9 protein-coding genes are annotated in these 14,642 nt (G+C 67.6%); 3 read left to right on the top strand and 6 right to left on the bottom strand.

What is annotated here, in order from left to right:
• Positions 1-2,562: 2,562 nt before the first annotated feature.
• The 3 genes from AB0H76_RS24450 (at position 2,563) to AB0H76_RS24440 (ending at position 5,653) form a co-directional block, all read left to right on the top strand.
• Entirely contained in the window at positions 2,563-3,567 is a 1,005-nt protein-coding gene (locus AB0H76_RS24450) for a ParA family protein (protein ID WP_357328205.1), read from the top strand.
• Positions 3,568-3,654: 87 nt separating this feature from the next.
• On the top strand, positions 3,655-4,704 hold the full coding sequence (locus tag AB0H76_RS24445) for a ParB/RepB/Spo0J family partition protein (protein ID WP_357328203.1): 1,050 nt from the start codon (positions 3,655-3,657) through the stop codon (positions 4,702-4,704).
• Positions 4,705-4,933: 229 nt separating this feature from the next.
• Positions 4,934-5,653: a GNAT family N-acetyltransferase gene (locus AB0H76_RS24440; RefSeq protein WP_357328200.1), complete on the top strand. Its 720-nt coding sequence runs from the start codon at positions 4,934-4,936 to the stop codon at positions 5,651-5,653.
• A 56-nt stretch (positions 5,654-5,709) separates the two neighbouring features.
• Here AB0H76_RS24440 and AB0H76_RS24435 read toward each other — a convergent pair whose 3' ends face one another.
• The 6 genes from AB0H76_RS24435 to AB0H76_RS24410 form a co-directional block, all read right to left on the bottom strand.
• Positions 5,710-6,906 carry an N-acetylmuramoyl-L-alanine amidase gene (locus AB0H76_RS24435; RefSeq protein ID WP_357328197.1) on the bottom strand — a complete coding sequence of 399 codons (1,197 nt, stop codon included), beginning with the start codon at positions 6,904-6,906 and terminating at the stop codon, positions 5,710-5,712.
• Between the two features lie 328 nt (positions 6,907-7,234).
• Entirely contained in the window at positions 7,235-7,561 is a 327-nt protein-coding gene (gene trxA, locus AB0H76_RS24430; protein WP_357328194.1) for a thioredoxin, read from the bottom strand.
• 32 nt (positions 7,562-7,593) lie between these two features.
• Entirely contained in the window at positions 7,594-8,574 is a 981-nt protein-coding gene (trxB, locus tag AB0H76_RS24425) for a thioredoxin-disulfide reductase (RefSeq protein ID WP_357328191.1), read from the bottom strand.
• 89 nt (positions 8,575-8,663) lie between these two features.
• Positions 8,664-9,470, bottom strand: a complete 807-nt coding sequence (locus AB0H76_RS24420) for a hypothetical protein (RefSeq protein ID WP_357328188.1) — start codon at positions 9,468-9,470, stop codon at positions 8,664-8,666.
• Between the two features lie 74 nt (positions 9,471-9,544).
• Positions 9,545-10,165, bottom strand: coding sequence for an RNA polymerase sigma factor SigM (sigM, locus tag AB0H76_RS24415; RefSeq protein WP_357329864.1), 621 nt, complete (start codon positions 10,163-10,165; stop codon positions 9,545-9,547).
• Positions 10,166-10,440: 275 nt separating this feature from the next.
• Positions 10,441-14,526 (bottom strand): murein biosynthesis integral membrane protein MurJ, encoded by a 4,086-nt coding sequence (locus tag AB0H76_RS24410; protein ID WP_357328185.1) that lies wholly within the window; start codon positions 14,524-14,526, stop codon positions 10,441-10,443.
• Positions 14,527-14,642: the final 116 nt, after the last annotated feature.

The raw sequence follows: 14,642 nt of genomic DNA, 5'->3' as shown, positions 1-14,642 counted from the left end.
GCGGCGGAGTCCGGACGGATTGACGGTTTCCATGACTCGAGTCGATTGATGATGTCTGCGGATCGCGTCCCACGCTCATCCGGGCGGTCTGCCACCTGACCTCAGTCCTGGGTGGGCTCGAACTGGCACGACGCGGCGACGGCACGGCCGCCCCTGCTGAGAACGTCGGACCGGGCGATGGTCGGCTTGAAGGAACCGCCGGTGCCCATTGAGCTCCCCGGCTGGATCTTTCGAATTGCGCCCGGGGCTCAGAACGCTGGGCTTCCGCGTCGCCGCGAAAGCGGACGGTCTACGTATGGGCAGGGCAGGCACACGGTTGAGAGTTGTCCACGGACTCGCGCAGTTTGATCCCATCGCCAGGTCGAGTTGCACCGATCCGACTATCCGATTCAGCCGTCCGGATCAACAGCCTCAGTAGCTCCTCCGATGTTTCACATGAAACGACGCATTAGATGGCGGCTCCGAGGCGCCCTGGAACGTGACGGTCCGACCGCTCCCCGCCAGGTTCCGGGGGCGCATCGCTGGGATGGATCAGTGTCTGCATCATGCAGCGCATTCCGCCTACTGCGCTCCGTCGGCCGGACTGGTGCGCAGGATCCGGGCTTGATGGGGCGGCAGCACCGCCCTGCGGCGGATGTCTCACGGCTCATTTCGATATCCGTTGCGCCGCCTCGCGTTCACAGTGGCTGCGCTCGAGCCTGAGGCTTCGTCGTTTCAACTGGTGTGGTTCGGCGTTGGGCATGTCGATGTGGTGCGACGTTGGTTGATATCGGTTAATGAACGCCGTGCCTTCGCGGTCGCGCGAATGGACTAGTCACGCCACTGAGGATGGGGCTATCGAACTCCGTTGATAGATCGCTTCGCCAGGCTGCGCTGCACCGGCTCGATCATCAGGATCGGGTCCTGCGGATGCCGTTATCCGATCACGTGGTTGGGCGATGGACCAGTACTGGATCGGGTGGCGAGTGCTGCCTCGCGGTGTCGCTACTTGCCCGGGAGCGGAGCGTCCGCATGACTATTGGTGAACACCTGCCGTGCGCGTTCCGGTGCCCGGTCACGTCGGTGGCAGTAGGCAAATGACCGGATTGCATGGTGATGCCACATCGCAGCAGGTATTGCCAGGGGAGGCTGTCCGTGCGTCCGTGCGTCCGTGCGTCCGTGCGTCCGTGCGTCCGAGCGTCCGAGCGTCCGAGCTGCGAGCGCTGTGGCTAATGGCGGGAGGCCTCGGGGCCACCGTTCCGATGGATCGTGCTGGGCCGCGTTGATCGACCCATCATCTGATTGCATCGGGTGGTGCCGTCGCTCTGAGCCGTCGTGCGGCTGATGCAGCTGCTCGACTACGCGACGCGTTAAGGGTTCAGCTCGGACGCCCCGACTTGATGGCAGGTTGGTCGACGGGCGGCCTAGTCGCGCAACATTGGCGGGTCATGGCGGCTGAGAGTTGGTTGGCGACGATCAGGGCTTGCGGTGTCCGGCAGTCGGCCGTCGGCAATTCACGGTGGGGCAGCTCATCCCCCTCGTACAAAACGTCTGGGCACTCGCTTTCGCTTTGACACCGGATGATTGGACGCTCGTTCGTTCCGGCGCTCAATGCCTGGGCGCCTGCTTGTCTGGTCGCCGTACGCCTGGACGCTTGGTTGTCTCCAGCGTCGGGATGTCTGGTTCCCCGCGCTTGGTTCTCCCTGACGCGGGTATCCCAGGTCAGTCCGGCTTGCGTCACTGTGACATCGATGTCCTCGCGGATGTCCTCGCGGTGGCTTCGCGTCACGCCTGCCGCTTCTCTCCTCCCCCCGGGCGGTTCAATGCATCGGCGTGAACAGAATCTCCGAAGTTCGCTGGGACGAGGAATCGTTCGACGGCCCATTCGGAGCGATGGCAGATGATCCGACTGCCGGTGGACCTTGCTTGCCGGGGAGCGATGTCGTTGCGCTCCGAAGGGTGGCATGAGGTCGCTGCAATCGTCGTTTCATGTGAAACATCGAGGAACCCCGGCTTCGAGTGGGCCGGAGGGCGGTTTACGGGGCGTCGGACCTTAGGGCCCTCTTCGCGCGAAAGCCGGGAGGCGCGGCGACGTTCGTCGAAGGAAGATCCGAAAGCCTCAGGGCTCCGTACCTTCGAGCGTTGTTTCATGTGAAACATCGGACTGGAGGCACTACCCGGCGCGAGGGACAGACTCACGGACGCCGGAGCCGGCTGAACGGTTTCATGTGAAACATCGAGTCCAAGCCCGCGGTGATGGAGTCCATTTCGGGTGAAAACCCGCATCTCGGCGCCGTTCTGACCCGCCCCACTCCCCCGCCCACTGCGATTCCCCTCACTGCGCCCACCGGCGGTGGCGGGCAATTGGCTTGTCCTGTGCGCCGCACCGCGATTCAGCTTTCTAATCCTGCTCGGTGCTGGCAAGCTATGTGGCGTTGGGCGTGAGCGTTGTTGCCACGGAGGAATGTTGGTATGCGGGATGACTCCGCTCGAGATGTTCGATCCGACTCAACTGTTTTTGAAGTCACAGGCGTCGGCGTTGGCCGATGGTGCGTGATCTGAAGTTCTCGGTTAGGAGCTGTTATGTCGAGCGGTCCGGCGAATGTTTCACGGGAAACGACGTCACGCGTGCCGGGGATGCTGGACTCCAGCAACCTCGACCAGGAAGCCTTCGGAAGCACGCCGTTCGGGCACATCTCCGCGAGCGAGACTCCGATTGCGGCCGAAGCGCAGCGCGCCAGCCAGATACTGCATCCAGGAAAGGTGACTGTGCAGAAACCGCACGAGCAACGGATCATCACCATCGCCAATCAAAAGGGCGGCGTGGGCAAGACGACCACCACGGTGAATCTTGCGGCGGCCCTGGCGCATCAGGGGATGACAGTTCTGGTGATCGACCTCGACCCCCAGGGCAACGCCAGTACCGCGCTCGGCATCGAGCATCACTCGGGCGTGCCCTCCAGTTACGAACTGCTCATCGGTGAGGTCACCGCGCAGGAGGCGATCAAACAGAGCCCGCACAACGAGCGCCTGTTCTGCATCCCCGCCACCATCGACCTGGCCGGCGCCGAGATCGAATTGGTCTCCATGGTCGCCCGCGAGGGTCGCCTCAAGTCGGCGATCGATCAGGCGAACCTCGCCGGTTACGACATCGATTACGTGATGATCGACTGCCCGCCCTCGCTCGGCCTGCTCACCGTCAACGCGATGGTCGCGGCGAAAGAGGTGCTGATTCCGATCCAGTGCGAGTACTACGCGCTGGAGGGCGTCGGTCAGTTGCTCCGCAATATCGGCCTGGTGCAGGCGCACCTGAATCCCGATCTCCATGTGTCGACCGTGATCCTCACGATGTACGACGGCCGTACCAAGCTCGCGGACCAGGTCGCCGACGAGGTGCGCGGTCACTTCGGTGACGCGGTCCTGCGCTCGGTCATCCCCCGCAGCGTAAAGGTGTCGGAGGCACCGGGATACGGCATGACAGTGCTCGATTATGATCCAGGCTCCCGGGGTGCGATGAGCTACCTCGATGCGGGCCGGGAGATGGCGCAGCGGGCGATGACGAAGGCCGCCACCGGCGGCGCGGCGTAGTAGTCCCCCACTGAGGGACGGCAGTCGGCGGAGCCGGCGGAGTGGGTGTGCACTGTGGTGGCGGACAAGAAAGGGATCGGTAAGCCGATGACTCAGGCGAAAAAAGGCGGACTGGGACGTGGTCTGGCCGCATTGATCCCGACGGGCCCGGTGGCGACTCCGGGTATGGGAGCCACGCACGGCCTCGCGCCGGGCATGGGCAGCGCCGCGGCCAACGTGGTAATCGGTGTCGATCCCATCGGTCCGCAGCCGGCCTCGGCCTACCTGCACCGGGTTCCTGATCCGTCCGAGGACGACCTCGGGGTGAACCTGTCGGGCGCGAGCTACCGCGAGATCCCGCCATCACAGATCGAGCCGAACCCGAAGCAGCCACGCCTCGTCTTCGAGGACGAAGCGCTCGCGGAGCTGGTGCACTCCATCCGTGAGTTCGGCCTCATGCAGCCGATCGTGGTGCGCCGCGTCGAAGCGGGCGCGGATCGCTATCAGCTGGTCATGGGCGAGCGGCGCTGGCGGGCCTGCCAGGAGGCCGGGCTGGAGACCATTCCGGCGATCGTCCGGGAGACCGCCGACGACGCGATGCTGCGCGACGCCCTGCTGGAGAACATCCACCGGGTGCAGCTGAATCCGTTGGAAGAGGCGGCGGCTTACCAGCAGCTGCTGGAGGAATTCGACGTCACCCATGAGGAGTTGGCGTCGCGCATCGGCCGGTCCCGCCCGGTCGTCACGAACATGATCCGGTTGCTGAAGCTGCCGATCCCGGTGCAGCGCCGGGTCGCGGCCGGCGTGCTGTCGGCCGGGCACGCGCGTGCGCTGCTCGGCCTCGAGGCCGGCGCGGACGCGCAGGAAGTGCTGGCGGCGCGCATCGTCGCCGAGGGCCTATCGGTGCGCGCCACCGAAGAAGCCGTGACTTTGGCCAATCGCGATCCGGACAATGCCGCTCCCCCGGTGGCGCCGCGGCGCAAGCCGATCCACATGCCCGGATTACAGGACGTGGCCGAGCGGTTGTCGGAGTCGTTCGACACCCGGGTCACGGTGAGCCTAGGTAAGCGCAAGGGCAAGATCGTCGTCGAGTTCGGGTCCGTGGAGGACCTGGAGCGGATCGTCGGGATGATGCAGCAGCAACAGCTCGATCAGTGACGAATATCGCCCCGAAATTCCGGTAGACCCGTGTCTGGCGCCGAAACGTCACTGTGACGGCGTGTTTCAGCGCACCCCGCTACCGGTCGAACGGGCCCTCTGACAACAGCACAGTGAGTGGAGTGAGGCGTGATCCCTTTGATCGCTTATTCTTGCTGGCGAGCAACAGGAACCAAGTGGCGTGCGCGAACGCATGGATGAATCGGACAGCTGGAGGCTGAGCAGAGCAGTGTCGACCAGCGTCACAGCACTTTCCCTCGGAGAACTCGACAAGCTCCCGGCGCATGCCCGGCGCTGTGTTTTCTGGGAGATCGATCCCGCGGTCGCCGCGGACTCCCGGGCCTTCAGCGACCCGGTCTTCGAAAAGGAAGCTTGGCTGTCCACGGTCCTGCTGGAGTGGGGTTCGTGCGGGCAGGTCGCCGCGGTGGACGGCAAGGTCGCGGGGTGCGCGCTGTACTCGCCGCCGAGCGATGTGCCGCGCGCCGCGCTGTTCCCCACCTCCCCCGTGAGCCCGGACGCGGTCCTGTTGACCACGCTGCGCACCGAATTCCGCTATTCCGACACCGATGTACCCCACCGGCTGCTCCAAGCGGTGGTGGCCGATCTGGTGCGCCGTGGCGTGCGTGCGCTGGAGGTATTCGGTATCCGCAACGGTCCCCCGGCCCAGGCGATGTCCGATCGTTCGGTCGGCTCGATGATGCTGATGGAACGGATCGGCGCGCCGGTGCGGGAGAACCCGTCCAGTGACTGCTCGCCGGAGACCTGCATGATCGACGCCGATTTCCTGGAGGACGCCGGCTTCGAGGTGGTCGCGGCGCATCACAAGTTCCCGCGGCTGCGCCTGGAGTTGAATTCCGACCACGGCTGGAAGGAAGACGTGGAGCGCGCGCTGGATCAGTTGCTGGCCGCCGCCGAGTTGACCGTGCCGTTCCGGATCGGCGTCGCCTAGTCCGCACAGCGAAGAGCCCCTGCCGATATCGATCGGCAGGGGCTCTCTTCGTAGGTTCAGGCCCGGTCGGCCGCCGCCAGTTCCTCGGCGAGCAGCTCGGCGAAGGTGTATGTGCCGGTGGGCTGATCGTCCTGGCCGAGCAGATACAGCCGCTTCACCGAGATCAGGATGGCCTCGGCGATGACGTCGCGCATCCGCGGGTTGGTGAGCACCGACGCGTCGTAACCGTTGGTGAGGTAACCGATATCGATCTGCACCGTCGGCATCTTGGTGAGCCGCAGCAGATCCCAGGTGCGGGCGTGGGTCCGGCAGTCCTGCAACGAGGTTCGGGCCACCACCTCACGCTGGATGAAGCCGGCGAGCACCTGGCCGATCATCGAGACCGAGCCGTGCGAGTTGCCGAAGTGGAAGCCGGCCACACCGTTGGCGGATTCGCTCGGATTGGTCGCGCAGCGCAGCGAGATCATCAGATCGGCGTCGAAGGCGTTGGAGGTATCCGCGCGTTCGGAGTCGGAGGGGTTGGCGCCCCACGGCCGGGACAGGAAGGTCTCCATGCCGGTGGCGGCCATCCGGCCCTCCAGGCGGCTGGCCAGATCCCAGAGAATCTCCGACTCGTAGACGTCGCCGTATTCGGTGGGCACGGGGTGGCCCTTGTCGGGGCCGCCCAGGCCGGGATCGATGACGATCCGCTTACCGGTGAGCTGCGGGCCGGCCCGGTGCACGACCTCTTCCTCGGCGATCCGGTGCGGATTGCCGCCGGTGACACGGGCACCCAGCAGTTCCAGCGAACGCAAGGTCTCCGGGCCGCAGATGCCGTCGGCGGACAGCCCGATCTCGCGCTGGAAGGCGGTGAGGCCCTCGTGCGTCTCCTTGCCGAAGTAGCCGTCGACCCGGTGCACGTAGAAGCCGAGGTCCTGCAGGCGACGCTGCAGGGTGGCGACATCGTCGCCGTACAGCGGTGCGGACAGCTGATAGATCAGAGTGCGGGCACCCAGGCGGTACGAGGCTTCCTTGAGCGCGCGGTAGGTCGCGGGACCCACTACGCCGTCGACGAGCAAGCCGCGATGCTGCTGGAACGCGCGGGTCGCGGAGTCGAGCTGATGATCGAAGGAGGCCTCGGTGTCTTTCCAGTACTCGCGCGCGTCAGCGGGATCGGTGCCTGCGGTATGCGCGTGTAGGAATCCGAGACTTGCCAGGGTGCTCCGAATCTCTGCGACGGCTGGACCGGTATCGCCGTGACGAAGTCGGTGCATGCGTGAGAGCCCTTTCCTTCCGTCAACCCGGGTACCCACTCATGCGAGGGTTAATCACCTTCGCACGACCGGAGCTGTGCTCGTTCGCACCGCCACGCAGGCTACCGGCTGGGCAAGCCCGTCGCTTTGAAGCGCGTGGTCGATTGTCTCAGACCTGACCCGGAATTCGGCAATTCGCGGGGTCCAGGGCATCCTACGGCGCGTCGTGGGGCCGCGATGTCCTAATGACACCGCTAATTACCGCACCGGGCCCTGGGGGATTAAACGGGGAGATTACCCGATCGAACCCCGCAGTCTCACTGCGGGGTTCGTTAGGGGGTGAGCGGCGTCAGATGATGCCGTCGAGTTCGCGCAGCAGCGCGGCCTTGCCCTTGGCGCCGACGATCTGCTTGACCGGCTTGCCCTTCTCGAACAGCACCATGGTCGGAATCGACAGGATCTTGTACTCCTTGGCGGTTTCCGGGTTCGCGTCCACGTCCAGCTTGGCGATGGTCAGCTTGTCGCCGTGCGCGCCCGCGATCTCCTCCAGGACGGGGGCGACCATCTTGCAGGGGCCGCACCAGGTGGCCCAGAAGTCGACCAGGACGGGCTTCTCACTGAGCAGCACGGCGTCGGCGAAGTCCTTGTCGGTGACAGTCACCGTATTTGCGGACATGGATATCTCCTCTGTGATGGGGAATGAGGGTGTCAGTTCGCCGCGACGGGGGTGCCCGCGTGGTCCAGCGTGTTGGAGGTGATGTCGCCCTGCTCGGCCAGCCAGCGCTCGGCGTCGATCGCGGCGCGGCAGCCGGTGCCCGCGGCGGTGATCGCCTGCCGGTAGGTGTGATCGACGAGATCGCCTGCGGCGAAGACGCCGGACACGGCGGTCGCGGTGCTGGGATGCAGCACCTGGACGTAGCCCTCGCCGTCCAGCTCGACCTGGCCCTTGACCAGCTCGCTGCGCGGATCGTGGCCGATCGCCACGAACAGGCCGGTGGCCGGCAGTTCGGAGGTCTCGCCGGTCTTGGTGTCGCGCAGGGTGAGGGCGGCCACCTTGTCGGTGCCGTGCACCTCGAGCACCTCGGCGTTGAGCCGGAACTCGATCTTCTCGTTGGCCTTGGCCCGCTCCAGCATGATGCGCGAGGCGCGGAACTCCTCGCGGCGGTGCACGATGGTGACCTTGCTGGCGAACTTGGTGAGGAAGGTCGCTTCCTCCATCGCCGAGTCGCCGCCGCCGACCACCACGATCTCCTGACCGCGGAAGAAGAAGCCGTCGCAGGTGGCACAGGCGCTGACGCCCTTGCCGAGCAGCGCCTGCTCGCCGGGGATGCCGAGGTAGCGCGCGGCCGAACCCATGGCCAGGATGATCGCGTAGGCGGAGTAGGTCTCGTTGCCCACGGTGACCGTCTTGATCGGGCCGGACAGGTCGATCGCGTCGACATCCTCGGTGCGCACATCGGCGCCGAAACGCTTTGCCTGCTCCCGCATTTCGTCCATCAGGTCCGGGCCCATGATGCCCTCGCGGAACCCCGGGAAGTTCTCCACCTCGGTGGTGGTCATCAACGCGCCACCGAATTGGGTGCCTTCGAACAACAGCGGCTGCAGTTCGGCCCGGGCCGCGTACACGGCGGCCGTGTAACCGGCCGGTCCGGAGCCGACGATGATCAGGTCGCGAACTGGCGTAGTCATGGGACCCTTCCGAGAGAAAACGTGGGACTGTTCAGTCAACAACAGCCTAATGTCCGTTGTTCCCCGGGGAATCTACCTGTTCGCGCGGCTCAGCCGATGTCGGTGATGTTCTTCACCTGCGGATCGTCCGGCGTGCAGCCGGGCCCGACCACCAGCGCGGTGATCTTCACGCCGTCCGGGCCGCTCAGCAGGATCAGCACGGCGTCGGCGTCGCGGTACCTCATGTCGGTGGAGCCGAGGATCTTGCGCTCCCCCAGGCCCGCGGCGCCGACGCAGGCGGTGAGGGTGTCCCGGCCGGCCAGTGCCCCCGTCACGTCGAAGCGGCCCAGCGCGGCCAAGGCGACGCCGGCGGGGAAGGTCCCGTCACCGGTGGCGTTCGGGCTCGGAGTGGGCGGCAGGGCGGTCGGAATGCCCGGGGTATCGGCGGTGCGGACGAGCTGGACGACGACCCCGGCGCCGGTGAGCAGCACGACGGCGGCAGCCGCGGCGGCGAGCCAGCGCAACCGTTTGCCGCGGCGCTCGGCCAGCGAGATCGGCGCATCGGGGCGCTCGGTGGCGGAATGGGCAGCGGCGGAGCCGGATTCGGGGCGGGTGGCGCCGAACGCCGGGCGGTGCACGGTGGCCTCGGGCGATTCGGCGATCTCGAGGCCGTCGAGGAAGGACTCCAAACGGGCGGCCACCTCGGCGGGCATGGGCTCGGGCGCGCGATCGGCGGAGGCGAGCGCCTGCAGTGCGGCATTCACCTCGTCCAGGGAGTTCAGATAGCTGCGTGCTTCCGGATCCTTGCGGACGACCGGCCACAGTTCCGCGCTGACCTCGGGCGCGAGATTATCCGCGTGCAGGTCGGCGAGCAGCTCCGGCGAGAACGGAGGCTGCGGATCGGACCGTGTCGCCATCGCACCTCCAGTGGTCTCGTGCTGCCGTGAGTTACATCGTCTGGTTGCTCGTCACTATTAATGACGCATCTCGGCTACTTCCGGTTCCGTGGATCTCGCAGAAATTCCAGGCGTTCTTGCAAACGTTGCCGACCACGGGCGCAGCGGCTCTTGATGGTGCCTTCCGGCACGCCGAGCAGGGCCGCCGCGTCGGACACGCTATACCCCTCCATCTCCACCGCGACCAGTGCGGTGCGCTGGTCGGGCGACAGTGCGAACAGCGCGCGCTCGACCACCATCGAGATCTCCATCTCGGCGTAGGCGTCGCGGTCGTCGAGGGGCTCGGGCACGTTCTCCGGGCTGAGCGAGAGCGCCCGGCGGGCCTTGTTGCGCCGGATCCGGTCCAGGCAGGCGTTCACCACGATGCGATGCAGCCAGCTGCGGACCTCGGACTCGCCGCGGAACGAGGCGGCGGTGCGATGCGCGGCCAGCAAGGCGTCCTGCAGGGAATCGGCGGCGTCCTCGCGGGTGTAGGAGGTGCGCACGGCGGTCTGCCAGAGATGGTCGTGGTGGCGGCGCACCAGCTCGTTGAAGGCGTGGCGCTGGCCGCCCGCATGGGCTCGCAGCAGTTCGATGTCGGAGTGTTCGTCCGGTGCGAATGTCCGGGCGCGGAACGCGACCGGACCGGAAGGACCCGCATGGGAGCCCCCGCTCATTTCGGACAACAGCCAAACCCCTCCGACGTCGCGCTCACAGAGCGACAACCGGGCCGGCTATCGCCATCTATTTCCCGCGGCATCCAGGATCGAGACGCCGGATCCCGGGAAAAGCTCCCACCAGAGAGCGCGTAGAGATCATAACCGGCGGAACAGCCGCCGGGAGTAGCCGGGAGGGGTTGGTGCACTACAGGATTGGCATACCCTTAGCGGCGGCGCGGGATGGACACGCGCGCGCGATGGCACGGATCGGGCACGTGCGGGGGCTGGGAGATTTACCGAGCGGCGTCGAAGCGCAGGTCGGCGATGGCGGTTTGGAACTGACCACCGGAGTTGCCGAGTCCGGTGATCCAGACGAGCACATAGCGGGCGGGCTGATCGGCGCGCACCGGGATCTCGGTGACGCCCTCCCCTAGTCGCGCCGAGCCGATCAGTTGGGTCTGATCCAGCGTCGGTGCGTCGGTGGGCGAGGTTCTGATCTCCACCGACGTGCCCGGGCTCGGCGAATTGATCGACACATTGGTCAATTTCGCCGGGCTCGGGAGCGTGGCTAGCAGCCCGATGCCCTTCTTCAGCGCGGGGAACTGCTGGAAGTACTGATCCGTCTTCCAGACGGTGCCGGGATTGTGGTCCAGCACCGCGTTCACCGTGCCCGCGTTGTCGGGGGTGCCCTCCGGGGAGAACACCTCCACCTTGGCCACCGGGACCGGCACACCGGCCGGCGCGGCCGCGCTCGGGGCGGCCGGATCGGTGGCGGTGGGCGACGCCGTCGCCTCGGTGGTCAGGCCGATATTGCGCTGCTCGTTGAGCGGCTGTTCGGACGCCGTCGGGGCGAACAGGCTGACCATCCACCAGATGACGATGCCGACCACCAGCGCGGCCAGGATGCCCAGGCCGACCATGATCCACATCATCCGCTGCGAGCGTTCCCGTTCCTGCGCGAGCAGTTCCGGGTCGGCCAGGGATTCGTCGACGACGGCCGCGGCCGCGGCGTTCTGGCGCTGGCCCAATCTCAGGACCGGGATGAAATCGGTCTTCTGGTCCACGACCGACGCCTGCTCCAGCACATGCTGGACGGTCGCGGCGGTACGCACGCCCTTGTTCGATTCCAGCGAGCGCACGGCGACCGCGGAGATCTCGAAGGGCACCTCGGGCCGGATCTGGCGCGGTTCGATCGGGGTGCCGTCCGGGCCGGAATCGGCCAGGCGCAGCCCGCCGACCGTGGCGGCGGCACCGCTCATGCCGCCGGTACGGATCGGCCAGCGCGCGGTGATCAGGGCATAGAGCATGGCGCCGAGACCACGGACGTCGGACTGGGCGTCGGAATCGGACAGCGTGCCCGGGAACGCCAGGACGGCGTCACCGGAGGCGCTGATGCGCACCCGATCCGGATGGTCGATGGACAGCGAACCGCCGCCGCGGTGTGCCAGCTCGGCGGCCGAGGCCAGCGCGCGGATGGCCCGGGCCGCGCCGATCGGCGACGGCACGGTTTCGGCCATCTCCCGCAGCGAACGACCCGGCGTCCACTCGGCGACGACGATGCCGCCGGAGCTGCCGCGCACCACGTCGAGCACGCGGGCCAGGCCGGGCGAGTTGATCCGGCCCAGGCGCAGCGTGCGCGACAGAATCGCCTGCGGCCCGTCGTGACCGGAGTTCTCGCCGGACTTCTGATCGGCGTCGACGAAGGTCAGCGCGACCTCGCGGTCGAGCTTGATGTCCAGGGCCTGCCAGAACCGCAGGCCGCGGGCACCGCCGTGCGGTGCCAGCAGCCGGTAGCGGCCGCCGGCCACGGAGGCGCCCGCCAGCAGCTTGGGGCCGCGCTGGCCCCGGCGCGCGCCCGGGTCGACGCCCGGAGGCGGCGCCTGCAACGGCGGGATCGGGATCATCCCGGTGTCATACATCGGATCACGAGGCGCTGGGCCGTCGTTGTCGCGCCGCCCGGGCGCGGGATCCGGAGTGGGGTGTTCGATGTCGGTCTCCAAACCGCCGGCTGTGGTCGCAGATGGATCGGCGGACGGGACGCCGCCCACCGCCGCGTCGTCGCTCACCCTCGGTCCTCCTTCGCCCTGATTTATCGAGGTGCCGGCGAATTCGCCACTTGTGCTTCTCTGCCGAACAGGGTACGGGAACTCACCCTTACTGGTGCGGTCAACGGCCGCGTCGCGAATGACGGGCAGCACCATGGTTTGCGCGTCCATGTACGGGTCGAACCCGGAGTAACCGTACGGATCCGGCCTGCGGAACACCTGCGTGGCGTATTCGTCCTCGACCGGCGCCTCGAGATCCAGATCCGGCGCGGGCGGCGTGATTCCGAGCCGTCGGGACACCGCGACGGTAATTGCAACAATTTCAGGAACACCGGCGAGTCGCATCAGGCCGAACGCCACGGCGAACAGGACGACCGCGTCCAGCGCCACCCGGATCATCGAGCCGGGTCCGCCGAGCGAGTTCGAGAGCCGGTCCAGCCCGAGCACGGTATCGACGATGAGCATCACCGCGCCGCCCGCGATCGAGGCCAGCGCCACGCGGGTGATGGTGCGGCCGACATTGGCCATGCGCAGGTCGCCGAGACTGCGGTGCAGCAGGTAACCGCCGATGCCCGCGCCCACGGCGAAGCTGACGCCGTTGACCGCGCCGAGCACGATCACGACCTGATCCGGGGACTGCGCGATCACCGGGGCCAGCAGCGAGAGCACGATCTTCACGCCGGTGATGCCGAGGATGATCCAGGTCGGGGTCCAGGCCTGCTGCCGGGCGTAGAACACGCGCAGGTGGATCAGCACCAGCGAGTACGGGATCAGCGTGAACGCGGACCAGGCCAGGGCCATACCGAGCCGATGGGCGTCGCCGGAGAAGCGCGCGTACCCGAACAGCGCCTCGCCGATCTGCGGGCCCGCCAGGGTGAAGAAAGTGACCACCGGGAGCAGCGCGATCATGCTCAGGCGAGTGGCGACCGACAGGTCGTCGACCACCGCGGGAGTGTCGTCGGCGGCGGCGTTGCGGCTCAGCCGCGGCATGATCGCGGTCAGCAGCGTGACGACCAGGACGCCGTACGGCAGCTGCAACAGCAGCCAGGTGTAGGAGTAGATCGCCGGACCGGCCGCGTCCGCGCCCGAGGAGACGTGGTTGGCGAAGATCATGCCGACCTGGCTGATCGCCACGTACAGGATGATCGCCGCGCCCATGGTGCCGAACTGCCGCAGCCGGTCGTCCAGGCCCCACAGCGGGCGCAGGTCGATGCCCTCGCGCCGGATCGCGGGCAGCAGGCTCATCGCCTGCACGATCACGCCGAGCGTGACGCCGATGCCCAGGACCAGCAGCTTCGGGTCGCTCATGTGCACCGGGTTAAGGGTGATCTCGCCGGGGGTCAGCGCGTAGATCCCGAGCACCACGAGCACGACCACGTTGTTCAGCACCGGTGCCCAGGCACCGGGTTTGAAGTTTTCCCGGGTGTTGAGGATCGCGGTGAGCAGCGCGGACATGCCGTAGAACAGGATCGCGGGCAGCAGCAGGAAGGTCAGTGCCGTGGTGAGCGCGGTGTTGACCTTGCCGTCGGAGGCGACGAAGACGTGGGTGGCCAGGATCGGGGCCAGCGCGGTGGTCAGCACCGTGGCGGTCAGCAGGACCGCGAACGCCGCCGTGAGCAGTCGCCGGGTGAAGGCGGCGCCCCGGTCCGGGTCCTCCTGTTCGGCGCGCACCAGCGTCGGCACCACGATCGCGCCGAGCACGGCGCCCAGCACCAGCTCGGCGATCATGTTCGGGATCAGGCTCGCCGAGGTGAATGCGGAGGCGATCTCCGGGCCGAGCACGGCCGCCAGCATGAGCACCTTGCCGAAGCCGGTGATGCGGCTGACCAGTGTCGCGATCGCCATCGAGCCGGAGCTGCGCAGCAGTCGGCTGCCGGCGCTCTCTTTCGACTCCGGCTTTTCCGGTTCCTTGGTGGCGACCGGCCACTCCTGCGTCCGGGGACGCCGCTCCGGCCCGGGGCGCGCGGGTCGGCGCTGCTGCTGCGGGGCCGGATGCGCGGGCACCGGGTTCGGCTGGGGTGGCGGGTAATTGGGCGGTGCGGCGACCCGTTTGGCCGGCCCGCGCTCAGGGTGTGGCTGACCGGGCTGCGGGCGCACCGGCTGACCCGGGGGCATCGGAGGCCGGGGTCGCCCGGGTGGCGGCTGCTGCCGATCACGTGGCGGCGGTGGCGGGTAGGACTGCTGACCGGGATGCGGCCGGGGCGCCTGCTGACGCGGATCCGGTCCGGGCCGATGGGGTGGTGGCGGCACCGGTCTGCCCGGCTGCTGCGGCGGCGGACCGCCGGGCCGGTTGACCTGCGGCGGACGCGCGCCGTACGGATCGCGAGGAGTCATGCCCGGCTCTTCTCGCGGCTCGGGTGGCTGTAGTCGCCGCTCCCAGGGTGCGGCAGGAGCCCGGCGGGCGGGTGTCCCGTCAGGTCTTTCCTCGGATCGAGGGGGATGAGCGAACA

Source organism: Nocardia sp. NPDC050712, assembly GCF_040654295.1.
Taxonomy (GTDB): Bacteria; Actinomycetota; Actinomycetes; order Mycobacteriales; family Mycobacteriaceae; genus Nocardia.
The sequence above is the reverse complement of the archived record's forward strand: the minus strand, read 5'-3'. Positions and strand labels throughout refer to the sequence as shown.

Bases quoted from the DNA above. Each gene is read 5' to 3' on its own strand.
- AB0H76_RS24450 (WP_357328205.1), top strand. From the start codon at position 2,563: ATGTCGAGCGGTCCGGCGAATGTTTCACGGGAAACGACGTCACGCGTG.
- AB0H76_RS24445 (WP_357328203.1), top strand. From the start codon at position 3,655: ATGACTCAGGCGAAAAAAGGCGGACTGGGACGTGGTCTGGCCGCATTG.
- AB0H76_RS24435 (WP_357328197.1), bottom strand. From the start codon at position 6,906: ATGCACCGACTTCGTCACGGCGATACCGGTCCAGCCGTCGCAGAGATT.
- trxA (WP_357328194.1), bottom strand. From the start codon at position 7,561: ATGTCCGCAAATACGGTGACTGTCACCGACAAGGACTTCGCCGACGCC.
- trxB (WP_357328191.1), bottom strand. From the start codon at position 8,574: ATGACTACGCCAGTTCGCGACCTGATCATCGTCGGCTCCGGACCGGCC.
- AB0H76_RS24420 (WP_357328188.1), bottom strand. From the start codon at position 9,470: ATGGCGACACGGTCCGATCCGCAGCCTCCGTTCTCGCCGGAGCTGCTC.
- sigM (WP_357329864.1), bottom strand. From the start codon at position 10,165: ATGAGCGGGGGCTCCCATGCGGGTCCTTCCGGTCCGGTCGCGTTCCGC.
- AB0H76_RS24410 (WP_357328185.1), bottom strand. From the start codon at position 14,526: ATGACTCCTCGCGATCCGTACGGCGCGCGTCCGCCGCAGGTCAACCGG.